Genomic DNA, 23,233 nt, shown 5'->3' on the forward strand with positions numbered 1-23,233 from the left:
AAGCGTTATGGCTCCGGCGGTGCAAACCAGGCGGATTTAAAATCAAACCAGCCCAGGGTATTCATCCGCAGGCCGCGCATGCTGCGCTGGCCCTGGATCATCAGCCAGTGGTGGATCAACGGGACGATGGTCTGTTCGGCCAGTAGCTGCTGGCACCACACGGCAAGATTCATCTCGCCCGCGCGCCACTGGGCGGCATCCTGCTGCCAGTCACGGTCGATGCAGTGCTGGATCAGCGGGACTTCATACAGGTGCGAGAAGAGCGAGAAATCGAGCGGCAGGGTGAAGTTGGCGCTGTTAAGCCAGATATCACTGGCGATCTCACCCTGATGCCATTCGTCATAGTCAACTTCCCTGACCTCCAGCGTTACTCCTTCGGCTGCCAGCAGTCGGGTCATGATTCTGGCGATAAAACGATGCTCCACGTGCTCGCGGTAGTAGGTTAGGGTGATGGACTCCAGCCCTGCGGGTTTGTCGCAGTGCGACGGGCGGGCGTGGTGCCAGCGCGGAAGCAGGCCGTAGGCCGGGAACCAGTATGTCTGGTACTGAGCTTCCGCATGGTAGATCAGATTGGCAGGGGACAACACGTGGCTGATCCACTTGCGGACGGCCTGGTTTGCCCCGCGGTGGGTGCGGCGGTCAAAGAGGAGATAGTAGCATCCCTCCTCCAGGCGACTCTCCACGGCTTTTTCTCCCGTGGTGGGGCCTTCAAGCGTCAGCCCGCAGCTCAGGTCTTCATTGAGATCCGGCAATACCCACACGTTGACTTCGTCGATCAGCGCCCGATAGCCAAAGTAGTCATCGAACGCGCGGATTTTCAGCTGGTTGCTGTTATTGCGGGACACGGAGTAGGGCCCGGTGCCAATCGGCAGGCTGGCAAAATTGTTCATCGATTCCCATTCGCCGGGCAAAATCATCGACGGCACGTAGCCCAGCAGCCAGGGAAGCCACTTATCCTGCTGCGACAGCTCGATATCCAGCGTCCAGGCCGTGGGGGAGTGGATACGCGAAATATGCGAGTAGAGCGGCAGCCTTCGGACGCGTTCCAGAGAGGCGATGACGTCGTGCATCTCCAGCTCGCGACCATGGTGAAAGTGAATGCCGGGGCGTAAAAAGAAGCGCCAGTGAAGCGGAGAAAGTTGCTGCCAGTGGTGCGCGATATCAGCTTCCAGTTCCCCGTTTTCCTCATTTATCCGCGTCAGACCGCTGAAGATTTGCCGGGCCATATGGGTTTCGGAGCGGCGTAACGCCGTGCCGGGCAGCAGATTTTTCATTGGACGATAGTAGAGCACCCGCAGGATGTGTCGACCCTGACGAAAACTGCGTCCGAGATGGGAAACCAGCATCTGGCGCACGGCGGCTTTGTCGCCCACCAACTGAACCAGCTGATCGATGCGGTCCTGCTCGAGCAGGTCTTCCGCGCGCTGCTGCTGCAACGCCAGCCCGGTATAGAGAAAGGTCAACCGCGAACGTTTGCCGCGTCCCGCCTCAGCTTCCCAGCTTAACCAACCCTGCTGCTGCATGGTGTTGAGCAGCGTACGCATATGACGGCGGGAACAGCTAAGCAGGTCAGCCAGCTCGTTGAGCGTGGTCTCCTGCGATTGCCCCTCGCAGCACTGCCAGAGGCGGATAAACTGTTGTTGCAGACGACCGGAAGGCATAAAAGGGGAACTCCTGACAAAAAACCAGCAATTTATTTATCCCTATATTAGGCCAATAATTCTCCTCGATGAAGTGAGGAGGTAAATTATGAAGAGGTCTACCGCACGTCAGTTTTATCAGCAGTACTTTTCAGCGACAAAAGGATCGTCCTGGCTGGCCCGCCAGTGTGCAGAGCAACGGCTGAAAACGTTAGAAGAATTGATGCAGTGGGACGTTACAACACCGACCTCTTCCCGCTAACTCGCCTCGATCATGTGTGACTGAGTATTGGTGCTTATCACCCGCCAGCAAAATGTTTTTGCTGGCTTTTTTCGTTTATTCTTTCACCCGATTTTGATTCGCTTTCACAAGGACTTGCGCATGCTGTGGTTGATGACGATGGGGCGACGCCTGAACGGCGTGTATGCCGCTTTTATGCTGGTGGCCTTTATGATGGGCGTGGCGGGGGCGCTGCAGGCGCCGACGCTGAGCCTGTTTCTCAGCCGCGAGGTGGGGGCACAGCCGTTTTGGGTCGGCCTGTTTTATACCGTTAACGCCATTGCCGGGATCCTGGTCAGCCTCGCGCTGGCAAAACGATCGGACAGCCAGGGCGATCGCCGCAGGCTGATCCTCTTTTGCTGCGCCATGGCGGTGGGCAACGCGCTGCTCTTCGCCTTTAACCGTCATTATCTGACGCTCATTACCTGCGGCGTGCTGCTGGCGTCACTGGCGAACACCGCCATGCCGCAGCTGTTCGCGCTGGCCCGTGAATATGCGGATAACTCGGCACGGGAAGTGGTGATGTTCAGCTCGGTGATGCGTGCCCAGCTCTCGCTGGCGTGGGTAATTGGTCCGCCGCTGGCCTTCATGCTGGCGTTGAACTACGGCTTTACCATCATGTTCTCTATCGCCGCCGGGATTTTTGTCATCAGCCTGGCATTGATTGCCTTCGCGCTGCCGTCCGTGGCGCGCGTTGAACAGGCTACGGATAAACCTGTCACCGAGGTGAGCGGCTGGCAGGATAAAAACGTCCGCATGCTGTTTATTGCCTCCACGCTGATGTGGACCTGCAACACGATGTACATTATCGATATGCCGCTGTGGATCAGCAGCGATCTGGGTTTACCGGACAAACTCGCGGGGATCTTAATGGGAACCGCCGCCGGGCTGGAGATTCCGGCGATGATTCTGGCGGGTTACTACGTTAAGCGCTTTGGAAAGCGTCGGATGATGATCGTTGCCGTGGCGGCCGGAGTGCTGTTCTACGCGGGGCTGATCCTTTTCCATTCGCGTGAAGCGTTGCTGGCGCTGCAGCTGTTTAACGCCGTGTTTATCGGGATTGTTGCCGGGATCGGCATGCTCTGGTTTCAGGATCTCATGCCCGGTCGTGCCGGCTCGGCGACCACGCTTTTTACCAACAGTATTTCAACCGGGGTGATTCTGGCAGGCGTGATTCAGGGGGCGCTGGCGCAAAGCTATGGGCATGCGTCTGTCTACTGGATGATTGCGGCGCTCTCTGTCGTGACGCTTCTGCTGACCTGCCGCGTAAAGGACGTGTGATCGAATGAATGAAACGGAGCCCGGGAACGCCGGTCTCCGGTTTATTCTGAACACTGATATTTACGCTGCGCGCGTAGCGTCAGGTACATATGAACGAGGCCCATGAAACCGTGTGCCCAGAAATATGTTTCAATAAAGACCGTCAGGAATTTATGCAAATATAAGGCGGATTCCGTGACGGACGAAACGGGTCCGAGCGTGGCGTTCAGCACGAACCAGGCCGCGCCGCAGAGTGCAACGCCCAGCAGCGCCAGCACGCCCAAACCTTGCACCGTTGCCGCCATACCGCCGGCATGCGCGTCAGGAAGCTGACGCTGCGTGAGGGTGCGAATATCGTCAACGATTCCGCGAAAATCCAGCGCCAGCCAGGCGAAGTAATATTTAAATCCGCGCTGGGTTAACATCCATGCCATCATGGCAATGCCACAAAAAATTAAACCAAACCCGGAAATAATATGCATCCAGGTGACAATTCCGTTCAGCCCGGAGTCGTGGAGGGCTTCACTATCGGTGAAATTAGAATTGATGATCTGGACCAGCACCAGTACGGCCACAAGAATGTGCAGTACGCGAAGAAAGGGTGTTTCTTTATGGGGAAGCGTATTGCGTAGCGTTGGGTTCATCGCTTTTTACCTCAATAATGAGAGAGCTGATGCGATGCAGTGTGACGCAGATTAATTAACGAAACCTTAACGGTGGGTTGCGTCACACTGTATTTATGCGTTCCGATTAGCGAGCAGGATCAATATGCGTCATCACGTTCAGCACATTGAATTTTTGCATCACATTGTTTCTGGCATTGACGGCAATCTGATGCCCTTCTTTTACGCTTAATTCGCCGTTAACTTCCAGATGGACATCGACAAGGGCTAAATCGCCCATCTTGCGGGTTTTTAAATCATGGAGTCCGGTGACACCCTCGGTGGAGAGAAGACACGTTTTGATGTCGTGCTCCAGCTCGGGTTCAAGCGAACGGTCCATCAGGTCGTGCAGGGCATCGGCAGAGAATTTGTAACCCATATGGGCGATAAATATCCCAACAATCAGGGCCGCAATCAGGTCCATCGCGTGAAAACCCACTAAATTCCCGGCAATACCGATGGCGACAACCACTGACGAGGCTGCGTCAGAGCGGGCATGCCAGGCATTGGCTATCAGCAGCGAGGACTGAATACGTTTTCCCGTGGCATACATGTATCTGAACAGGCTTTCCTTCACCACCAGCGCCAGTATCGCCACCCACAGAGCGGCCCCTTTCACCAGCTGATGCGTCTCGGGGGAAAGCAGTTTATTCCCTGCTGACCAGAGCATCCCGACCCCAACAAGCAGCAGAATAGCGCCAATAATGAGCTTTGCACCGTTTTCGAAACGCAGATGACCGTAATGATGATCGATATCAGAGGCTTTCTGACTCTTTTTATTTGCAATCAGAACGACAAAGTCAGAGGATAAATCGGAAAGAGAATGAATCCCATCGGCAATTAATCCCTGTGAGCCTGAGAATATTCCTGCAACTATCTGAAAGCCGGTGAGTAAACTATTTGTTATCACGCTAACTATTGTGCATTTTTGTATTTCATGAGAACGGAGATGAGACTCATTGCTATTTTTCTTTTTCATGATAATTTCCGCTGCCAGCTGATTGAGCGATTATTCTGCGCAGGGAACATTAAATTGACATTAAATATAACGTCATTATTGGCTGGGTTTGCGAAGTATTTACAGAAGGAAGATGGGCATTGGGATAAAACACAGCCTGCAGAGTACACTGCAGGCCGGAGGATTATTTCATAAATGCGGGTTGTTTTTGTTCGTAAGTGGCAATCGCCGCTTCGTGCTGGAGAGTTAAACCAATGCTGTCCAGACCGTTCAGCATGCAGTGACGGCGGAAGGCATCAATGCTGAAGCTGTAGGTCTTATCCCCGGCTTTCACCACTTCGGCTTCCAGATCCACTTCAAACGAAATGCCCGGATTCGCCTTAACCAGCGCGAACAATTCGTCGACCTGTTCATCGCTCAGCGTCACCGGCAGAAGCTGGTTGTTGAAGCTGTTGCCGTAGAAGATATCCGCGAAGCTTGGGGCAATGACCACCTTAAAGCCGTAGTCGGTGAGCGCCCACGGCGCGTGTTCACGGGATGAGCCGCAGCCAAAGTTTTCCCGCGCCAGCAAAATGGAGGCGCCTTTATATTCCGGGAAGTTCAACACGAATTCCGGATTAGGCACTTCGCCCTTATCGTCGAGGAAACGCCAGTCGTTAAACAGGTGCGCGCCAAAACCGGTACGCGTCACCTTCTGCAGAAATTGTTTTGGAATAATAGCGTCAGTATCGACGTTAGCGGCGTCCAGCGGGACAACCCGGCCCGTATGTTGGGTAAATTTCTCTGCCATGATTGTCTCCTTATTTCAGGCTGCGAATATCGGCGAAATGGCCGGTGACTGCCGCAGCGGCGGCCATTGCCGGGCTGACCAGATGGGTGCGACCACCGCGGCCCTGACGGCCTTCAAAGTTACGGTTACTGGTGGAGGCGCAGCGCTCACCCGGATTCAGGCGGTCATTGTTCATCGCCAGACACATGGAGCAGCCAGGCAGACGCCACTCGAAGCCCGCTTCGATAAAGATTTTATCCAGACCTTCGGCTTCTGCCTGGGCCTTCACCGGACCGGAGCCAGGAACCACCAGCGCCTGCACGCCTGGTGCCACTTTACGGCCTTTGGCAATTTCGGCGGCGGCACGCAAATCTTCGATACGGGAGTTGGTGCAGGAGCCGATAAACACTTTATCAATGGCTACATCGGTCAACGGCACGCCAGGCTTCAGCCCCATATAGGCCAGCGCTTTTTCCGCACTGGCGCGCTCGACCGGATCGGCGAAGGAGGCCGGGTCAGGGATGCTGTCGTTGACGGAAATCACCTGACCCGGGTTGGTGCCCCAGGTCACCTGAGGCGCAATCTCTTCTGCCTGCAGCGTGACAACGGTATCAAACGTTGCCCCATCGTCGGTTGTCAGGGTTTTCCAGTAGGCTACCGCGTCGTCAAAATCCTTACCTTTCGGCGCGTGCAGACGGCCCTTCACATAGTTGAAGGTGGTTTCGTCCGGCGCGACCAGCCCGGCTTTTGCGCCCATCTCAATGGCCATGTTGCACAGGGTCATGCGACCTTCCATGCTCAGTGCCTGAATAGCGTCGCCGCAGAACTCAACGACGTGGCCGGTACCGCCTGCGCTGCCGGTTTTACCGATGATGGCCAGGACGATGTCTTTAGCGGTAATGCCAGGTGCGGCTTTACCCTTCACCTCAATCTTCATGGTTTTGGCGCGGCCCTGCTTCAGGGTCTGCGTTGCCAGCACATGTTCCACTTCGGACGTGCCAATCCCGAATGCCAGAGCGCCAAACGCGCCGTGGGTCGCGGTATGGGAGTCACCGCAGACGATGGTCATGCCCGGCAGGGTGATCCCTTGCTCAGGCCCCATCACGTGGACGATGCCCTGATACGGATGGTTCAGGTCGTACAGCTCAACGCCAAATTCATTGCAGTTCTTAATCAGCTCCTGCATCTGGATACGGGCCATCTCACCCGAGGCGTTAATGTCTTTGGTCTGGGTGGAAACGTTGTGATCCATCGTCGCGAAGGTTTTACCCGGCTGACGTACCGGACGCTTGTGCGCACGCAGGCCGTCAAATGCCTGAGGTGAGGTCACTTCGTGTACCAGATGACGGTCAATGTACAGCAGCGGGGTTTCGTTTGGTGCCTCGTAAACAACGTGCGCATCGAACAACTTTTCATATAACGTCTTAGCCATGATTACACCCCTTCAGCGACATAGCGGGCAATGATGTCGCCCATTTCATCGGTACTGACTGCCGCCGTGCCGCGTGCTAAATCGCCGGTACGGACGCCTTCTTCTAACGCCCGGTTAATGGCGTTCTCAATTGCGGTTGCCGCATCGCCTGCATCCAGGCTATAGCGCAGCAGCAGGGCCAGGGAGAGGATCTGCGCAATCGGGTTAGCAATGTTTTTGCCTGCGATATCCGGCGCGGAACCGCCTGCAGGCTCGTACAGGCCAAAGCCTTCTTCATTCAGGCTTGCGGATGGCAGCATGCCCATGGAGCCGGTGATCATCGCGCACTCGTCAGAGAGAATATCGCCGAACAGGTTGGAGCACAGCAGCACGTCAAACTGGGACGGATCCTTAATCAGCTGCATGGTCGCGTTGTCGATGTACATGTGCGACAGCGCAACGTCCGGGTACTGCTTAGCGACTTCACTCACAATCTCGCGCCACAAAATGGAGGACTGCAGCACGTTCGCTTTATCAATGGAGGTCACCTTATGGCGGCGTTTGCGCGCCGACTCGAACGCGATGTGGGCGATACGTTCGATTTCGAAACGATGATACACCTCGGTGTCGAACGCTTTCTCATGTTGTCCGCTGCCTTCGCGCCCTTTTGGCTGACCAAAGTAGATCCCGCCGGTCAGTTCACGCACGCAGAGAATGTCGAAACCGTTGGCGGCGATATCCGCGCGCAGCGGGCAGAACTCTTCCAGACCCTGATACAGCTTCGCCGGACGCAGGTTGCTGAACAGCTTGAAATGTTTACGCAGCGGCAGCAGCGCGCCGCGCTCTGGCTGCTCTGCTGGCGGCAGGTGTTCCCATTTCGGGCCACCGACGGAACCAAACAGCACGGCATCGGCATTTTCGCAGCCTTCCACGGTCGCTTTCGGCAGTGGCGTACCGTGGTTATCAATCGCAATACCGCCTACGTCGTAGTGGCTGGTGGTGATTTTCATCGCAAAACGCGTACGAACGGCTTCCAGTACTTTCAGCGCCTGTGCCATCACTTCCGGACCAATACCGTCGCCCGGTAACACAGCAATATGGTAATTCTTCGACATTACACGGTTTCCTTGTTGTTCTCTTTATTCTGAGCTTTGCGTTGCAACTCTTTTTCGACTTCGGCGGCGCGCCAGATGTTGTTCAGAACATGCACCATCGCTTTCGCGGAGGATTCAACGATATCGGTCGCCAGGCCCACGCCATGGAAGCGGCGGCCATTGTGGGTCACAACAATGTCGACCTGACCCAGAGCATCTTTGCCGTGGCCCTTGGCCGTCAGGTCATACTTCACCAGCTCCACGTCGTACTCGGTGACGCGGTTAATCGCCTGGTAGATGGCATCCACAGGGCCGTTACCGTTCGCGGCCTCTGCTTTAATTTCATCACCGCAGGCCAGCTTGACCGAGGCGGTGGCGATGTCGCTGGAGCCGGACTGCACGTTAAAGTAATCCAGACGGAAGTGCTCTGGCTCTTCCTGCTGCTTGTTAATAAAGGCCAGCGCTTCCAGGTCATAATCGAACACCTGACCTTTTTTGTCGGCCAGCTTCAGGAACGCGTCGTACAGCTGATCCATGTTGTAATCGCTGTCCTTATAGCCCATCTCTTCCATACGGTGTTTAACCGCCGCGCGACCGGAACGGGAGGTCAGGTTCAGCTGCACCTGGTTCAGGCCGATGGATTCCGGGGTCATGATTTCGTAGTTTTCGCGGTTCTTCAGGACGCCATCCTGGTGAATACCGGAGGAGTGCGCGAAGGCGCCAGTGCCGACAATCGCTTTGTTAGCCGGAATGGGCATGTTGCAAATCTGGCTGACGGTCTGGCTGGTGCGCCAGATTTCGTTGTGATTGATGCGGGTGTGCACGTCCATGATGTCTTTGCGCACTTTGATCGCCATGATCACTTCTTCCAGCGAACAGTTGCCCGCGCGTTCGCCGATACCGTTCATCGCGCCTTCTACCTGACGCGCACCGGCGTGGACGGCGGCGATGGCATTACCCACGGCCAGACCCAAATCATCGTGGGTGTGGACGGAGATAATTGCCTTATCAATATTGGGTACGCGGTCGTACAGTCCGGTAATGATGTTGGAGAACTCAAACGGCATGGTGTAGCCGACGGTGTCAGGGATGTTGATGGTTTTCGCACCCGCGTTGATGGCGGCTTCCACGACGCGCGCCAGGTCTTCGATTGGCGTACGGCCCGCATCTTCACAGGAGAATTCAACGTCATCGGTGTAGTTGCGTGCGCGTTTCACCATATACACCGCGCGCTCAATCACCTCATCCAGCGTGCTGCGCAGCTTGGTGGCGATGTGCATAGGTGAGGTCGCAATAAAGGTGTGGATACGGAACGCTTCGGCGACTTTCAATGACTCGGCAGCAACGTCGATGTCTTTCTCTACGCAGCGCGCCAGGGCGCATACGCGGCTGTTTTTAATGGTGCGGGCGATAGTCTGGACGGATTCGAAATCACCCGGAGACGAGACCGGGAAACCGACCTCCATCACGTCGACACCCATACGTTCGAGAGCCAGCGCGATCTGCAGTTTCTCTTTTACACTCAGGCTTGCCTGCAATGCCTGTTCACCGTCACGTAAAGTAGTATCGAAAATAATGACTTGCTGGCTCATGGGTTAGGTCCTTGTCAGTCTTAGGGCGCCTTGCTACGAGCATAAAAAAACCCGCGCAGTGGCGCGGGTTTTTAGTCTTACTGGTGACGATTCAACGCTGAATTTCGCCCGCCAGTCTACCGCGCACAGTGAATGCGTTTAGTAGTAGTAGACCGGTGAAACGAATGGTGCGAATCATGAATCGTGCTCCGTTAAATTCAATATGCTTTTAGTGGTACTGGATACGGCCGTTCATGTCAACCCCTGACGATGAAAACGGGCCCGACAGACGGAATCAGCAGGGTATTCACTTTAGCTAATTGTGCTGGTTTTAGCTTTCGCGACCCGACTAATTGTCTAATTTTGGACTTAAGAAAAGAGTTGCAGAAACAAATAAATATAATTGTTTAAAAATGAGTGAAATGTCCTGAAGAGAATGCGTTGTGATTAAAAGGTTTTAATATCATTAAGTTATAAATGCAGTGAATCTGTTCCATAATGCTGAAAAGCGAACGGATATAACAGGTTGTTAACTAACTGTAGGGCGATGGCAATAACAGTTTAATAATACTTAAGTCATCATTAACCTGATGGCAATTGTATATTTGTTTGGTTTATGGTTTCATTCAAATCCTAAAGTCAAACATATCATTTGCGCACATTAATTTTCGTTATTATAGAGTCTTTATATATTCCGAATTTTAAATAATTCTCTGTTGCTGATCGTATTTGCATGATAAATCATATTTTCGAGATGATTACCGTACGTGAGCAAAGGGAGTGTAGCGTGACAGTGGAGTCAGAAGTGTCAGAAAATAATATTAAACAACCTCAAGCTACTGATGGGATTAAACCGCAGTTACGCACGGTGGATCTTAATCTTCTGACGGTATTTGATGCTGTCATGCAGGAACAGAATATCACCCGCGCGGCCCAAGCCTTGGGGATGTCACAACCTGCTGTGAGTAATGCCGTTGCCAGGCTTAAGGTCATGTTTAACGACGAATTGTTTGTTCGTTACGGAAGAGGGATCCAGCCTACGGCGCGCGCATTCCAGCTGTTCGGCTCCATCCGCCAGGCGTTGCAGTTGGTACAAAACGAGCTGCCGGGATCGGGCTTTGAACCCTTAAGTAGCGAGCGCGTATTCCATCTTTGCGTCTGTAGCCCATTAGATAATTATTTAACGTCGATTATTTATAATAAAGTTGAAGAGATCGCACCAAATATCAACCTGGTTTTTAAATCATCCCTGAATCAAAACACGGAACATCAGTTACGCTATCAGGAGATCGAATTCGTTCTGGGGTATGAAGAGTTCCGTCGTCCAGAATTTTCCTGTGTACCACTGTTTAAAGATGAAATGGTTCTGGTCGCCAGTAAAAAACATCCGCGCCTGAATTCTCCGCTGCTAGAAAGCGATGTTTATAACGAGCAGCACGCCGTTGTTGCACTCGACAGATATGCTTCCTTTAGCCTGCCGTGGTACGACACTGCGGATAAACAGTCGAGCGTGGCGTATCAGGGCATGGCCATGGTTAGCGTATTAAACGTGGTCTCCCAGACGCAACTGGTGGCGATTGCGCCGCGCTGGCTGGCAGAAGAGTTTTCTGACCCGTTAAACCTGCAAATTTTGCCTCTGCCGCTCAAGCTAAATAGCCGCACCTGTTATCTTTCCTGGCATGAAGCGGCGGGTCGGGATAAAGGGCATCAGTGGATGGAGGAGTTGCTGGTTGGCATCTGTCGCCGGTAAACGCATCAGGATAAATCGCATCGGTTTATGTGATTTATCCTGAGTTCTTTTAGATAATTGCTATTTTATTCTGAGGTGCTTTTTTTCGGGATGCTCTCCGGCACGCAAAAATAGATGATTTCCTGCATTGTCGCGCTTTTCAGCGATGATTTATCACCCCATCCTCTATTCCCAGAGGAATTAACCATATCTCCTGTTAACGGCTGCTTTTTCTGCTTTACGCGCCGTTTATCTACCCGGGTTTGCTAATTGCCTGCCTCATAACGAGCGGTTAAGGTAAAGAACACTCTGCAAAATATAAGATTGGTTTATCCCAATCGTAAGACGGTGCGGAAATGAATTCGGCAGTCCGTCTATAACAAAATGCCTGGAGGCAAAGCATGGAGATGTTGTCTGGCGCGGAAATGGTCGTTCGGTCGCTGATCGATCAGGGCGTAAAGCAAGTGTTCGGCTACCCTGGCGGTGCGGTCCTCGATATTTATGATGCGCTGCATACGGTAGGGGGCATTGACCATGTTCTGGTACGTCACGAGCAGGCGGCGGTGCACATGGCTGACGGCCTGGCGCGTGCGACGGGTGAAGTGGGCGTGGTGCTAGTCACGTCCGGCCCCGGCGCGACAAACGCCATTACCGGCATTGCGACGGCCTATATGGACTCTATCCCGCTGGTGATCCTCTCCGGGCAGGTGGCAACCTCACTGATTGGCTACGATGCTTTTCAGGAGTGCGACATGGTCGGGATTTCGCGTCCCGTTGTGAAGCACAGCTTCCTGGTCAAGCAAACAGAAGACATTCCCGGCGTACTGAAAAAAGCCTTCTGGCTGGCGGCGAGCGGACGTCCAGGACCGGTGGTGGTCGATCTGCCTAAAGATATCCTGAACCCGGCAAACAAGCTGCCTTATGTCTGGCCGGAATCGGTCAGCATGCGCTCTTATAACCCAACAACGCAGGGGCATAAAGGTCAGATCAAGCGGGCATTGCAAACGCTGCTGGCAGCCAAAAAACCGGTGGTCTATGTCGGTGGCGGGGCGATCAACTCTGCCTGCGAAGTCCAGCTCCGTGAACTCATTGAAAAACTTAACCTGCCAGTTGCATCGTCATTGATGGGGCTGGGGGCATTCCCTGCCACCCATCGTCAGGCGCTGGGGATGCTGGGTATGCACGGTACCTATGAAGCCAACATGACGATGCATCATTCCGATGTCATCTTTGCCGTCGGCGTGCGCTTTGACGATCGCACCACCAACAACCTGGCAAAGTATTGCCCGAACGCCACCGTGCTGCACATCGATATCGATCCTACGTCAATTTCAAAAACAGTGGCGGCTGATGTGCCGATCGTCGGTGATGCTCGTCAGGTTCTGGAGCAAATGCTGGACCTGCTGACCCAGGAGAGTGCGACCCAGCCGCTGGATGAGATCCGCGACTGGTGGCAGCAGATTGAACAGTGGCGCGCGCGTCAGTGCCTGAAATATGACACGCAAAGCGAAAACATTAAGCCGCAGGCGGTCATCGAAGCGGTGTGGCGACTGACGAAAGGTGAGGCGTACGTAACCTCAGACGTGGGACAGCACCAGATGTTTGCCGCCCTGTATTACCCGTTTGATAAACCGCGACACTGGATCAACTCCGGTGGTTTAGGAACCATGGGCTTTGGTCTGCCTGCCGCGCTGGGCGTGAAGCTGGCGTTGCCGAATGAAACCGTCGTCTGCGTGACCGGAGATGGCAGTATTCAGATGAACATTCAGGAGCTGTCTACCGCGCTGCAATATGAACTGCCGGTACTGGTGCTGAACCTGAATAACGGATATCTCGGTATGGTGAAGCAGTGGCAGGATATGATCTACTCTGGCCGTCATTCACAGTCATACATGAAATCGCTGCCGGACTTTGTTCGTCTTGCTGAAGCTTACGGCCATGTAGGCATGCGGGTGACCGATCCGGCTGAGCTGGAAGCGAAGCTCGCGCAAGCGCTTGAGCACGTTAAAAACAACCGCCTCGTCTTTATGGATGTGATTGTTGATGGGACCGAACACGTTTATCCGATGCATATTCGTGGTGGTGGTATGGATGAAATGTGGTTAAGCAAAACGGAGAGAACCTGATATGCGCCGGATATTATCTGTTTTACTGGAAAACGAGTCTGGCGCACTGTCGCGCGTCATTGGTCTTTTTGCGCAGCGCGGCTATAACATTGAAAGCCTGACCGTTGCCCCGACGGAAGACCCGACGCTGTCGCGCATGACGATCCAAACCGTCGGCGATGCCAAAGTGCTTGAGCAGATTGAGAAACAGCTGCATAAGCTGGTTGATGTGCTGCGCGTGAGCGAGCTGGGGCAGGGGGCCTACGTTGAACGAGAGGTTATGCTGGTGAAAATCCAGGCCAGCGGCTACGGGCGTGAAGAAGTTAAACGCAATGCGGATATTTTCCGCGGACAGATTATTGACGTCACCCCTTCTCTTTATACGGTTCAGCTGGTTGGGACAAGCGACAAGCTGGATGCTTTCCTGGCGTCAGTGCGGGATGTCGCAAAAATTGTCGAGGTCGCGAGATCGGGTGTAGTCGGTCTGTCACGCGGCGAGAAAATCATGCGTTAGTTGTCAAAAAGGTTCGCCTCTTTCTGCCCGGTCACCAAAGCCGGGCTTTTTTTTGCGTAATCAGCCGACAACGCAGATAAAAGCGGTTGCCGCGAAGGCTTTTCTGCGTTTAGATGTTAAAAGATTTAACCATAACCTTGACAGGGCCATGGACTCTTTTCTTTTTTTAAGGGGCAATTGTGAAACTGGATGAAATCGCCCGGCTAGCCGGCGTGTCACGAACAACGGCCAGCTATGTGATTAACGGTAAAGCAAAGCAGTACCGTGTTAGCGACAAGACCGTTGAAAAAGTTATGGCGGTGGTTCGTGAGCATAACTACCATCCGAATGCTGTCGCAGCCGGTCTGCGTGCCGGGCGTACCCGCTCTATTGGTCTGGTGATCCCTGACCTGGAAAACACCAGCTATACCCGTATCGCCAACTATCTTGAACGTCAGGCGCGTCAGCGCGGCTATCAGTTGCTGATTGCCTGCTCAGAAGACCAGCCTGATAACGAGATGCGCTGTATTGAGCATCTGCTCCAGCGTCAGGTGGATGCCATTATCGTGTCGACCTCCTTGCCGCCAGAGCATCCGTTCTACCAGCGCTGGGCGAATGACCCGTTCCCAATTGTGGCGCTGGATCGCGCGCTCGATCGCGAGCATTTCACCAGCGTGGTGGGTGCGGATCAGGATGATGCAGAAATGCTGGCCGCAGAGTTGAGAACGTTCCCCGCTGAAACGGTGCTGTATCTTGGCGCGTTGCCCGAGCTTTCTGTGAGCTTCCTGCGTGAGCAGGGATTCAGAACCGCCTGGAAAGACGATCCGCGCGAGGTTCACTACCTCTATGCCAACAGCTACGAGCGTGAAGCCGCCGCGCAGCTGTTCGAGAAATGGCTGGAAACGCATCCGATGCCTCAGGCGCTGTTCACCACTTCGTTTGCGCTGTTGCAGGGCGTCATGGACGTGACTTTACGCCGGGAAGGTAAACTGCCCTCCGACCTGGCGATTGCCACGTTCGGGGATAACGAGCTGCTCGACTTCCTCCAGTGCCCGGTGCTGGCGGTAGCACAGCGTCACCGCGATGTGGCTGAACGCGTGCTGGAGATTGTGCTGGCAAGCCTGGATGAGCCGCGCAAGCCGAAGCCGGGCCTGACGCGTATCAAACGTAATCTCTACCATCGCGGAATTTTAAGCCGCCAAAAATGAAATGACCGGGGCGGCGAAATCTGCCCCCTTTTGTTGCGATAATTCGTGCAGATAATTCCCGGAGAGAAATTAGGATAATTCTTGAGGGATCCTAATCACCTATTTTCCTTAATTCATTCTGGCTTTTAAATTGTCTTTTTAAGAACGTCCGGTCGATTTTAAACGGCATTCTTTGTATTATTTTGTTACAAACCCTTTTCGGTCGATGAATAATCAGACGTTTTTCCTCCTCCTTTGCCAGCTTACGTGGCAACCGCTGCGCTTACCGGGTGCCTGGGTGAATCTGGCGCTGTTATCCCCTGAGAATCTGTCATAAAATGCTGCCCGCGTCGCAAACTGACACTTTATATTTATCTGCGATGATATTGAGTGAGCTTTAACGCTAGTGTGCATATTCGGTTTTTTTCTTACAAATATTCATAACGTTAATTTTGCCTCGCCAGTTGTGCAGTTATTAACCAGGACTGTTTATCTCTGTAAATAGAGGGCTTCCGAGTCCTTATATGGAGAGTCCTGGCTTGACAAGCTTTTCCCTCGCTCCGTAAACTCCTTTAGGTGGGAATTTGTGGGTTAAAGTGGTGAGGAGGGGTGAGACTGGCATGTTCCGTGGAGCTACGTTAGTCAATCTCGACAGCAAAGGGCGTTTATCGGTACCAACCCGATACCGCGACCAGCTGATTGAGAACGCTGCGGGTCAAATGGTTTGCACCATTGACATTAACTCCCCCTGCCTGCTGCTTTACCCCTTGCCTGAATGGGAAATTATTGAGCAAAAGCTGTCGCGACTGTCGAGCATGAACCCGCAGGAACGCCGCGTACAGCGGCTGTTATTGGGACATGCCAGTGAATGTCAGATGGATAACGCAGGGCGATTACTGATTGCCCCTGTGTTGCGGCAACATGCCGGTCTGACCAAAGAAGTGATGCTGGTCGGGCAGTTCAACAAGTTTGAACTGTGGGATGAAACGACCTGGTATCAACAGGTCAAGGAAGATATCGACGCTGAGCAGTCTGATTCCGCGACATTATCGGAACGGCTGCAGGACTTGTCTCTATAAATATGATGGAAAATTATAAACATAAAACGGTGTTACTGGACGAGGCCGTAAACGGCCTGAATATTCGTCCGGATGGCATCTACATTGATGGCACTTTTGGTCGCGGTGGTCACTCGCGTTTGATTCTCTCCCAGCTTGGAGAGGAAGGACGTCTGCTGGCAATCGATCGCGATCCGCAGGCTATTGCCGTTGCACAGACCATCAATGACCCACGCTTTTCCATCGTGCATGGACCTTTCTCTGCGCTCGCGGATTATGTCGCTGAGCGCGGCCTGACGGGCAAGATCGACGGGATTCTTCTCGATCTTGGCGTCTCTTCACCCCAACTTGATGATGCTGAACGTGGTTTCTCCTTTATGCGTGATGGTCCGCTGGACATGCGGATGGACCCGACGCGTGGTCAGTCTGCCGCTGAGTGGCTACAGACAGCTGACGAAGCCGATATTGCATGGGTCATCAAAACGTTCGGCGAAGAGCGCTTTGGCAAACGTATTGCGCGCGCCATCGTTGAGCGCAATCGCATTGAGCCAATGACCCGCACCAAAGAGTTGGCCGAAGTGATCGCGGCGGCGACACCGGTGAAGGATAAGCACAAACATCCCGCGACCCGTACCTTCCAGGCGGTTCGCATCTGGGTAAACAGTGAACTGGAGGAAATAGAGCTGGCGCTAAAAAGCTCGCTCGACGTGCTGGCCCCGGGTGGGCGGTTATCCATCATCAGCTTCCATTCGCTGGAAGACCGTATTGTGAAACGCTTCATGCGTGAACAAAGCCGCGGTCCGCAGGTGCCAGCGGGGCTGCCGATGACGGAAGAACAACTCAGGAAGCTGGGTGGCCGTCAGTTGCGAGCATTAGGCAAGTTGATGCCGGGCGAAGAAGAAGTGGCAGAGAATCCACGCGCCCGTAGTTCAGTGCTGCGTGTTGCAGAGAGGACGAACGCATGATCGGCAGAGTGACAGAGACCCTAAGCAAAGTTAAGGATTCGTTAGGAAGCAACGAGCGCCATGCCTTGCCTGGCGTGATCGGCGACGATCTTTTGCGGTTTGGGAAACTGCCACTCTGTCTGTTCATTTGCATCATTGTCACGGCAGTTACGGTGGTGACCACCGCCCACCATACACGTTTATTGACTGCGCAACGCGAGCAGATGGTACTGGAACGCGATGCGCTGGATATTGAATGGCGAAATCTGATCCTTGAAGAAAACGCGCTCGGCGATCACAGCCGGGTTGAACGGATCGCAACGGAAAAGCTGCAGCTGCAGCATGTTGATCCTTCGCAGGAAAATATCGTAGTACAAAAATAAGGGAAAACGCGACGCATGAAAGCAGCGGCAAAAACGCTAAAACCAAAACGTCAGGAAGAACAGGCCAACTTTGTCAGTTGGCGTTTTGCGTTGCTTTGCGGCTGCATTTTACTGGCGCTGGGTTTCCTGCTCGGACGCGTGGCCTGGCTACAAATCGTCGCCCCTGACATGCTGGTACGCCAGGGCGATATGCGCTCTCTGCGCGTCCAGGAAGTGTCGACATCCCGTGGGATGATCACCGACCGCTCGGGTCGTCCGCTGGCGGTGAGCGTGCCGGTGAAGGCTATCTGGGCCGATCCGAAAGAACTGCATGATGCTGGCGGCATCACGCTTGATAACCGGTGGAAGGCCCTTGCGGATGCGCTGAAGATGCCGCTGGACCAGTTATCTTCACGCGTGAATACCAACCCGAGAGGGCGCTTTATCTATCTGGCGCGTCAGGTGAATCCTGACATGGCAGACTACATCAAAAAATTGAAGCTGCCGGGGATCCATCTGCGCGAAGAATCCCGCCGGTACTATCCATCCGGCGAAGTGACTGCTCACCTCATTGGCTTTACTAACGTTGATAGCCAGGGGATTGAGGGCGTTGAAAAAAGCTTTGATAAATGGCTGACCGGCCAGCCCGGTGAGCGCATTGTGCGTAAAGACCGCTATGGTCGCGTGATCGAGGATATTTCCTCAACGGACAGCCAGGCAGCACACAACCTTGCGCTGAGTATCGATGAGCGGTTACAGGCGCTGGTTTACCGCGAGCTGAACAACGCCGTGGCCTTTAACAAAGCGGAATCGGGTAGTGCCGTGTTAGTTGATGTCAACACGGGTGAAGTGCTGGCGATGGCCAATAGCCCGTCCTACAACCCTAACAATCTTACCGGTACGCAAAAGGATATTATGCGTAACCGTACCATCACCGACGTGTTCGAACCGGGTTCGACCGTTAAGCCGATGGTCGTCATGACTGCACTTCAGCGCGGTATCGTTAATGAAAATACCGTACTGAATACCATTCCTTACCGAATTAACGGTCACGAAATCAAAGACGTGGCGCGCTACAGCGAATTGACCCTGACCGGGGTGTTACAGAAGTCGAGTAACGTCGGTGTTTCAAAGCTGGCGTTAGCGATGCCGTCCTCAGCGTTAGTAGAGACTTACTCACGTTTTGGGCTTGGAAAGGCGACCAATTTGGGGTTGGTCGGAGAACGCAGTGGCTTATATCCTCAAAAACAACGGTGGTCTGACATAGAGAGGGCCACCTTCTCTTTCGGCTACGGGCTAATGGTGACACCGTTACAGTTAGCGCGAGTCTACGCAACGATCGGCAGCTATGGCGTTTATCGTCCGCTGTCGATTACCAAAGTTGATCCACCGGTTCCCGGTGAGCGTATCTTCCCGGAATCGACCGTCCGTACTGTTGTTCATATGATGGAAAGCGTGGCGCTGCCCGGTGGCGGCGGCGTGAAGGCGGCAATCAAAGGTTATCGCATCGCTATCAAGACCGGTACGGCGAAAAAAGTGGGGCCTGATGGCCGCTATATCAACAAATACATTGCCTATACCGCAGGCGTTGCGCCTGCAAGCAATCCGCGTTTTGCGCTGGTGGTCGTGATTAACGATCCACAGGCGGGTAAATACTACGGCGGCGCCGTCTCCGCGCCTGTGTTCGGGGCTATCATGGGCGGCGTGTTACGTACCATGAACATTGAACCGGATGCGCTGGCGACGGGCGAAAAAAGTGAATTTGTAATTAATCAAGGCGAGGGTACAGGTGGCAGATCGTAATTTGCGCGACCTTCTCGCTCCGTGGGTGCCAAATGCACCGGAGCGAGCACTGCGAGAGATGATACTGGACAGCCGCGTGGCTGCTTCTGGCGATCTTTTTGTGGCGGTGGTCGGTCATCAGGCGGACGGGCGTCGTTATATCCCGCAGGCGATTGCGCAAGGTGTGGCTGCCATTATTGCTGAGGCTAAAGATGAGGCAACCGACGGTGAGATCCGTGAAATGCATGGGGTGCCGGTTATCTATCTCAGCCAGTTAAACGAGCGTCTTTCCGCACTGGCGGGGCGTTTTTATCACGAACCTTCCGACCAGCTGCGCCTGGTTGGCGTGACGGGTACCAACGGTAAAACCACCACCACGCAGCTGATGGCGCAGTGGGCCCAGCTGCTGGGTGAAACCGGTGCGGTGATGGGGACCGTGGGTAATGGCCTGCTGGGCAAAGTGAGCCCAACGGAAAACACCACCGGCTCCGCGGTAGACGTACAGCATGTGCTTGCCGGTCTGGCAGGGCAGGGGGCAACCTTTGCTGCGATGGAAGTCTCTTCGCACGGTCTGGTACAGCACCGCGTCGCAGCGCTGAAATTTGCCGCTTCCGTGTTTACCAATCTTAGCCGCGATCATCTTGATTATCATGGTGATATGGAGCATTACGAAGCCGCGAAATGGCTGCTGTTCTCTACTCACCATTACGGACAAGCCATCATCAACGCCGACGACGAAGTGGGCCGCCGCTGGCTGGCGAAGCTGCCGGATGCGGTAGCAGTGTCGATAGAAGACCATATCAATCCAAACTGCCACGGCCGCTGGCTGAAGGCGGTTGAAGTGAATTACCACGACAGCGGGGCGACAATCCGCTTTGCCTCTTCCTGGGGTGAAGGCGAAATTGAAAGCCGCCTGATGGGCGCGTTTAACGTCAGCAACCTGCTGCTGGCGCTGGCGACGCTGCTGGCGCTGGGGTATCCAATGGCTGAGCTGCTGAAAACCTCAGCGCGTCTGCAGCCGGTTTGCGGCCGTATGGAAGTGTTCAGCGCGCCGGGCAAACCGACCGTTGTGGTTGATTATGCCCACACGCCGGACGCGCTGGAAAAAGCGCTGGAAGCGGCGCGCCTGCACTGCACAGGGAAGCTCTGGTGCGTGTTTGGCTGCGGCGGCGATCGCGACAAAGGCAAACGCCCACTGATGGGGGCTATTGCCGAGCAGTTTGCAGATATTCCGGTAGTCACAGATGACAACCCGCGTACGGAAGAGCCGCGCGCCATCATTAATGACATTCTGGCGGGCATGCTGGACGCGGGCCGCGCTCGCGTGGTGGAAGGCCGTGCGGAAGCCGTGACTAACACCATCATGCAGGCGCGGGAGAATGATGTTGTCCTGCTGGCGGGTAAAGGCCATGAAGATTATCAGATCGTTGGCAATCGCCGTCTGGACTACTCGGACCGCGTAACGGCAGCACGTCTGCTGGGAGTCGTGGCATGATTAGCATCACGTTAAGCCAGGCCGCTGCCATTCTGCAGGGTGACCTGCACGGGCAAGACCTGACGATTGATGCCGTCACGACGGACACCCGCAAAATCACCGCAGGCTGTCTGTTTGTGGCGCTGAAAGGCGAGCGTTTTGACGCGCATGATTTTGCTGAACAGGCCAAAGAGAACGGCGCCGGTGCGCTGCTGGTCAGCCGCAAGCTGGATATCGATCTGCCGCAAATTGTGGTGAAAGATACGCGTCTCGCGTTCGGTGAGCTGGCCGCCTGGGTTCGTCAGCAGGTCCCTGCGCGCGTTGTCGCCCTGACCGGATCATCAGGCAAGACGTCGGTGAAAGAGATGACGGCGGCGATCCTCAGCCAGTGCGGGAATACGCTTTATACCGCGGGCAACCTCAATAATGACATTGGCGTGCCGATGACATTACTCCGCCTGACCAAAGAACATGAATTTGCGGTGATCGAGTTAGGGGCAAACCACCAGGGCGAAATCGCCTGGACCGTGAGCCTGACTCGCCCGGAAGCCGCACTGGTGAATAACCTCGCGGCTGCGCATCTGGAAGGCTTTGGCTCGCTGGAAGGCGTAGCAAAAGCCAAAGGTGAGATTTACACCGGCCTGCCGGATGACGGTATCGCCATCCTGAACGCCGATAACAACGACTGGCTGAACTGGCAGAGCATTATTGGTTCGCGTAAAACCTGGCGCTTCTCGCCGAATGCGGTCAACAGTGATTTTACCGCGACCAATATCCATGTGACGTCGCACGGCACAGAATTCACCCTCACCACCCCAACGGGTGGTGTCGATGTGCTGCTGCCGCTGCCGGGTCGCCATAACATCGCCAATGCGCTTGCGGCGGCGGCGTTGTCGACGGCGGTGGGCGCGTCGCATGAAGCGATTAAAACCGGGCTGGCGAACCTGAAAGCCGTGCCGGGACGTCTGTTCCCGATTCAGCTTTCGGAAAATAAGCTGCTGCTGGATGACTCCTACAACGCGAACGTTGGCTCGATGACGGCGGCGGTGCAGGTGTTATCTGAAATGCCGGGCTATCGCATCATGGTAGTTGGCGATATGGCAGAGCTGGGCGACGAAAGCGAAGCCTGTCATATCCAGGTCGGTGAAGCGGCGAAAGCGGCGGGGCTGGACTGTGTGCTGAGCGCAGGAAAACTGAGCCAGGCGATTAGCTATGCCAGCGGCGTTGGCGAGCATTTTGCTGACAAAGCCGCGTTGATAGAGCGCCTTAAAGCGTTGATTGCAGAAAAACAAATTGTGACTGTGTTAGTGAAAGGTTCACGTAGTGCCGCCATGGAAGAGGTTGTGCACGCATTACAGGAGAACGGGACATGTTAGTTTGGCTGGCCGAACATTTGGTCAAATATTATTCAGGCTTTAACGTCTTTTCATATCTGACGTTTCGCGCCATCGTCAGCCTGCTGACTGCGCTGTTCATCTCGTTGTGGATGGGCCCGCGCATGATTGCCCGTCTGCAAAAACTCTCTTTCGGTCAGGTTGTACGTAACGACGGTCCGGAATCGCACTTCAGCAAACGCGGTACGCCGACCATGGGCGGGATCATGATCCTGACCGCCATCGTCGTTTCCGTGCTGCTGTGGGCCTATCCCTCCAACCCGTACGTCTGGTGCGTTCTGACGGTACTGGTGGGTTATGGGATCATCGGTTTTGTTGATGATTACCGCAAAGTTGTTCGTAAAGACACCAAAGGCCTGATTGCCCGCTGGAAATATTTCTGGATGTCGGTGATTGCGCTGGGCGTGGCCTTCGCGCTGTATCTGGCCGGGAAAGACACGCCAGCCACCGAGCTGGTCGTGCCGTTCTTTAAAGACGTGATGCCGCAGCTGGGGCTGTTCTACATCCTGCTGGCCTACTTTGTGATTGTCGGTACCGGCAACGCCGTAAACCTGACCGACGGTCTGGATGGTCTGGCCATTATGCCAACCGTCTTTGTCGCCGCCGGTTTTGCGCTGGTGGCGTGGGCGACCGGTAACATGAACTTTGCGAACTACTTGCACATCCCTTATCTGCGCCACGCGGGTGAGCTGGTGATCGTCTGTACGGCGATTGTCGGCGCGGGGCTGGGCTTCCTGTGGTTCAACACCTATCCGGCGCAGGTCTTTATGGGGGACGTCGGTTCTCTGGCTTTGGGCGGTGCGCTCGGCATTATCGCCGTACTGCTGCGTCAGGAGTTCCTGCTGGTGATCATGGGCGGCGTGTTTGTCGTTGAAACCCTATCGGTGATTTTGCAGGTCGGTTCCTTCAAGCTGCGCGGTCAGCGCATCTTCCGTATGGCGCCGATTCACCACCACTATGAACTGAAAGGCTGGCCGGAGCCGCGCGTGATTGTGCGCTTCTGGATTATTTCGCTGATGCTGGTGCTGATTGGCCTGGCAACGCTGAAGGTACGTTAATC

Annotated in this window: 21 protein-coding genes; 13 read left to right on the forward strand and 8 right to left on the reverse strand. The window is 54.5% G+C overall.

What is annotated here, in order from left to right:
• Nucleotides 1-5: 5 nt before the first annotated feature.
• Nucleotides 6-1,661 carry an HTH-type transcriptional regulator SgrR gene (gene sgrR / locus AC4IC4_RS03380; RefSeq protein ID WP_491472152.1) on the reverse strand — a complete coding sequence of 552 codons (1,656 nt, stop codon included), beginning with the start codon at nt 1,659-1,661 and terminating at the stop codon, nt 6-8.
• Nucleotides 1,662-1,749: 88 nt separating this feature from the next.
• On the opposite strand from sgrR, the gene sgrT reads away from it, so the two are divergent.
• Nucleotides 1,750-1,902 carry a glucose uptake inhibitor SgrT gene (gene sgrT / locus AC4IC4_RS03385; RefSeq protein WP_032644049.1) on the forward strand — a complete coding sequence of 51 codons (153 nt, stop codon included), beginning with the start codon at nt 1,750-1,752 and terminating at the stop codon, nt 1,900-1,902.
• Nucleotides 1,903-2,022: 120 nt separating this feature from the next.
• Nucleotides 2,023-3,201 (forward strand): sugar efflux transporter, encoded by a 1,179-nt coding sequence (locus AC4IC4_RS03390; RefSeq protein ID WP_491472153.1) that lies wholly within the window; start codon nt 2,023-2,025, stop codon nt 3,199-3,201.
• 41 nt (nt 3,202-3,242) lie between these two features.
• Here the strand turns inward: AC4IC4_RS03390 and AC4IC4_RS03395 are convergent, their stop codons facing one another.
• The 7 genes from AC4IC4_RS03395 to leuL form a co-directional block, all read right to left on the reverse strand.
• The gene (locus AC4IC4_RS03395; RefSeq protein WP_032649825.1) at nt 3,243-3,824 is read right to left on the reverse strand and encodes a cytochrome b/b6 domain-containing protein; all 582 of its coding nucleotides are present in this window, start codon (nt 3,822-3,824) and stop codon (nt 3,243-3,245) included.
• A 106-nt stretch (nt 3,825-3,930) separates the two neighbouring features.
• Entirely contained in the window at nt 3,931-4,821 is an 891-nt protein-coding gene (locus tag AC4IC4_RS03400) for a cation diffusion facilitator family transporter (RefSeq protein ID WP_491472154.1), read from the reverse strand.
• A gap of 163 nt (nt 4,822-4,984) precedes the next feature.
• Nucleotides 4,985-5,590, reverse strand: coding sequence for a 3-isopropylmalate dehydratase small subunit (gene leuD / locus AC4IC4_RS03405; protein WP_048989656.1), 606 nt, complete (start codon nt 5,588-5,590; stop codon nt 4,985-4,987).
• Nucleotides 5,591-5,600: 10 nt separating this feature from the next.
• The gene (gene leuC, locus AC4IC4_RS03410) at nt 5,601-7,001 is read right to left on the reverse strand and encodes a 3-isopropylmalate dehydratase large subunit (RefSeq protein WP_048989655.1); all 1,401 of its coding nucleotides are present in this window, start codon (nt 6,999-7,001) and stop codon (nt 5,601-5,603) included.
• A gap of 2 nt (nt 7,002-7,003) precedes the next feature.
• The gene (gene leuB, locus AC4IC4_RS03415) at nt 7,004-8,095 is read right to left on the reverse strand and encodes a 3-isopropylmalate dehydrogenase (protein WP_024907450.1); all 1,092 of its coding nucleotides are present in this window, start codon (nt 8,093-8,095) and stop codon (nt 7,004-7,006) included.
• The gene (gene leuA / locus AC4IC4_RS03420) at nt 8,095-9,666 is read right to left on the reverse strand and encodes a 2-isopropylmalate synthase (RefSeq protein WP_029741222.1); all 1,572 of its coding nucleotides are present in this window, start codon (nt 9,664-9,666) and stop codon (nt 8,095-8,097) included. The genes leuB and leuA overlap by 1 nt, the downstream gene beginning before the upstream one ends.
• A gap of 91 nt (nt 9,667-9,757) precedes the next feature.
• Complete coding sequence (leuL, locus tag AC4IC4_RS03425) at nt 9,758-9,844, reverse strand: leu operon leader peptide (protein WP_071787438.1); 87 nt, start codon at nt 9,842-9,844, stop codon at nt 9,758-9,760.
• 606 nt (nt 9,845-10,450) lie between these two features.
• Between leuL and leuO the strand changes: the two genes are divergently transcribed.
• The 11 genes from leuO to mraY all read left to right on the forward strand — a co-directional run bounded on the left by leuO (nt 10,451) and on the right by mraY (nt 23,231).
• Entirely contained in the window at nt 10,451-11,395 is a 945-nt protein-coding gene (leuO, locus tag AC4IC4_RS03430; RefSeq protein ID WP_061715973.1) for a transcriptional regulator LeuO, read from the forward strand.
• Between the two features lie 380 nt (nt 11,396-11,775).
• Nucleotides 11,776-13,500, forward strand: a complete 1,725-nt coding sequence (ilvI, locus tag AC4IC4_RS03435; RefSeq protein ID WP_032649818.1) for an acetolactate synthase 3 large subunit — start codon at nt 11,776-11,778, stop codon at nt 13,498-13,500.
• A gap of 1 nt (nt 13,501) precedes the next feature.
• Nucleotides 13,502-13,993: an acetolactate synthase small subunit gene (ilvN, locus tag AC4IC4_RS03440; RefSeq protein WP_008501994.1), complete on the forward strand. Its 492-nt coding sequence runs from the start codon at nt 13,502-13,504 to the stop codon at nt 13,991-13,993.
• A 179-nt stretch (nt 13,994-14,172) separates the two neighbouring features.
• Nucleotides 14,173-15,180, forward strand: coding sequence for a catabolite repressor/activator (cra, locus tag AC4IC4_RS03445; RefSeq protein ID WP_008501993.1), 1,008 nt, complete (start codon nt 14,173-14,175; stop codon nt 15,178-15,180).
• A gap of 599 nt (nt 15,181-15,779) precedes the next feature.
• On the forward strand, nt 15,780-16,238 hold the full coding sequence (gene mraZ / locus AC4IC4_RS03450) for a division/cell wall cluster transcriptional repressor MraZ (RefSeq protein ID WP_021240528.1): 459 nt from the start codon (nt 15,780-15,782) through the stop codon (nt 16,236-16,238).
• Between the two features lie 2 nt (nt 16,239-16,240).
• On the forward strand, nt 16,241-17,182 hold the full coding sequence (gene rsmH / locus AC4IC4_RS03455) for a 16S rRNA (cytosine(1402)-N(4))-methyltransferase RsmH (RefSeq protein WP_021240527.1): 942 nt from the start codon (nt 16,241-16,243) through the stop codon (nt 17,180-17,182).
• The gene (ftsL, locus tag AC4IC4_RS03460) at nt 17,179-17,544 is read left to right on the forward strand and encodes a cell division protein FtsL (RefSeq protein ID WP_008501989.1); all 366 of its coding nucleotides are present in this window, start codon (nt 17,179-17,181) and stop codon (nt 17,542-17,544) included. Before rsmH ends, ftsL begins: the two co-directional genes overlap by 4 nt.
• Nucleotides 17,545-17,559: 15 nt before the next feature.
• Nucleotides 17,560-19,326, forward strand: coding sequence for a peptidoglycan glycosyltransferase FtsI (locus AC4IC4_RS03465; protein ID WP_024907454.1), 1,767 nt, complete (start codon nt 17,560-17,562; stop codon nt 19,324-19,326).
• Nucleotides 19,313-20,800: a UDP-N-acetylmuramoyl-L-alanyl-D-glutamate--2,6-diaminopimelate ligase gene (murE, locus tag AC4IC4_RS03470; protein WP_491472155.1), complete on the forward strand. Its 1,488-nt coding sequence runs from the start codon at nt 19,313-19,315 to the stop codon at nt 20,798-20,800. Before AC4IC4_RS03465 ends, murE begins: the two co-directional genes overlap by 14 nt.
• The gene (murF, locus tag AC4IC4_RS03475; RefSeq protein WP_491472156.1) at nt 20,797-22,155 is read left to right on the forward strand and encodes a UDP-N-acetylmuramoyl-tripeptide--D-alanyl-D-alanine ligase; all 1,359 of its coding nucleotides are present in this window, start codon (nt 20,797-20,799) and stop codon (nt 22,153-22,155) included. Before murE ends, murF begins: the two co-directional genes overlap by 4 nt.
• Nucleotides 22,149-23,231, forward strand: coding sequence for a phospho-N-acetylmuramoyl-pentapeptide-transferase (mraY, locus tag AC4IC4_RS03480; RefSeq protein WP_008501985.1), 1,083 nt, complete (start codon nt 22,149-22,151; stop codon nt 23,229-23,231). The genes murF and mraY overlap by 7 nt, the downstream gene beginning before the upstream one ends.
• Nucleotides 23,232-23,233 lie beyond the last annotated feature (2 nt).

Source organism: Enterobacter sp. Taxon_2, from assembly GCF_058355295.1.

Excerpts from the sequence above, each read along its gene's own strand:
- sgrR (WP_491472152.1), bottom strand. The coding sequence starts at position 1,661 with ATGCCTTCCGGTCGTCTGCAACAACAGTTTATCCGCCTCTGGCAGTGC.
- sgrT (WP_032644049.1), top strand. The coding sequence starts at position 1,750 with ATGAAGAGGTCTACCGCACGTCAGTTTTATCAGCAGTACTTTTCAGCG.
- AC4IC4_RS03390 (WP_491472153.1), top strand. The coding sequence starts at position 2,023 with ATGCTGTGGTTGATGACGATGGGGCGACGCCTGAACGGCGTGTATGCC.
- AC4IC4_RS03395 (WP_032649825.1), bottom strand. The coding sequence starts at position 3,824 with ATGAACCCAACGCTACGCAATACGCTTCCCCATAAAGAAACACCCTTT.
- AC4IC4_RS03400 (WP_491472154.1), bottom strand. The coding sequence starts at position 4,821 with ATGAAAAAGAAAAATAGCAATGAGTCTCATCTCCGTTCTCATGAAATA.
- leuD (WP_048989656.1), bottom strand. The coding sequence starts at position 5,590 with ATGGCAGAGAAATTTACCCAACATACGGGCCGGGTTGTCCCGCTGGAC.
- leuC (WP_048989655.1), bottom strand. The coding sequence starts at position 7,001 with ATGGCTAAGACGTTATATGAAAAGTTGTTCGATGCGCACGTTGTTTAC.
- leuB (WP_024907450.1), bottom strand. The coding sequence starts at position 8,095 with ATGTCGAAGAATTACCATATTGCTGTGTTACCGGGCGACGGTATTGGT.
- leuA (WP_029741222.1), bottom strand. The coding sequence starts at position 9,666 with ATGAGCCAGCAAGTCATTATTTTCGATACTACTTTACGTGACGGTGAA.
- leuL (WP_071787438.1), bottom strand. The coding sequence starts at position 9,844 with ATGATTCGCACCATTCGTTTCACCGGTCTACTACTACTAAACGCATTC.
- ilvI (WP_032649818.1), top strand. The coding sequence starts at position 11,776 with ATGGAGATGTTGTCTGGCGCGGAAATGGTCGTTCGGTCGCTGATCGAT.
- ilvN (WP_008501994.1), top strand. The coding sequence starts at position 13,502 with ATGCGCCGGATATTATCTGTTTTACTGGAAAACGAGTCTGGCGCACTG.
- mraZ (WP_021240528.1), top strand. The coding sequence starts at position 15,780 with ATGTTCCGTGGAGCTACGTTAGTCAATCTCGACAGCAAAGGGCGTTTA.
- rsmH (WP_021240527.1), top strand. The coding sequence starts at position 16,241 with ATGATGGAAAATTATAAACATAAAACGGTGTTACTGGACGAGGCCGTA.
- ftsL (WP_008501989.1), top strand. The coding sequence starts at position 17,179 with ATGATCGGCAGAGTGACAGAGACCCTAAGCAAAGTTAAGGATTCGTTA.
- AC4IC4_RS03465 (WP_024907454.1), top strand. The coding sequence starts at position 17,560 with ATGAAAGCAGCGGCAAAAACGCTAAAACCAAAACGTCAGGAAGAACAG.
- murF (WP_491472156.1), top strand. The coding sequence starts at position 20,797 with ATGATTAGCATCACGTTAAGCCAGGCCGCTGCCATTCTGCAGGGTGAC.
- mraY (WP_008501985.1), top strand. The coding sequence starts at position 22,149 with ATGTTAGTTTGGCTGGCCGAACATTTGGTCAAATATTATTCAGGCTTT.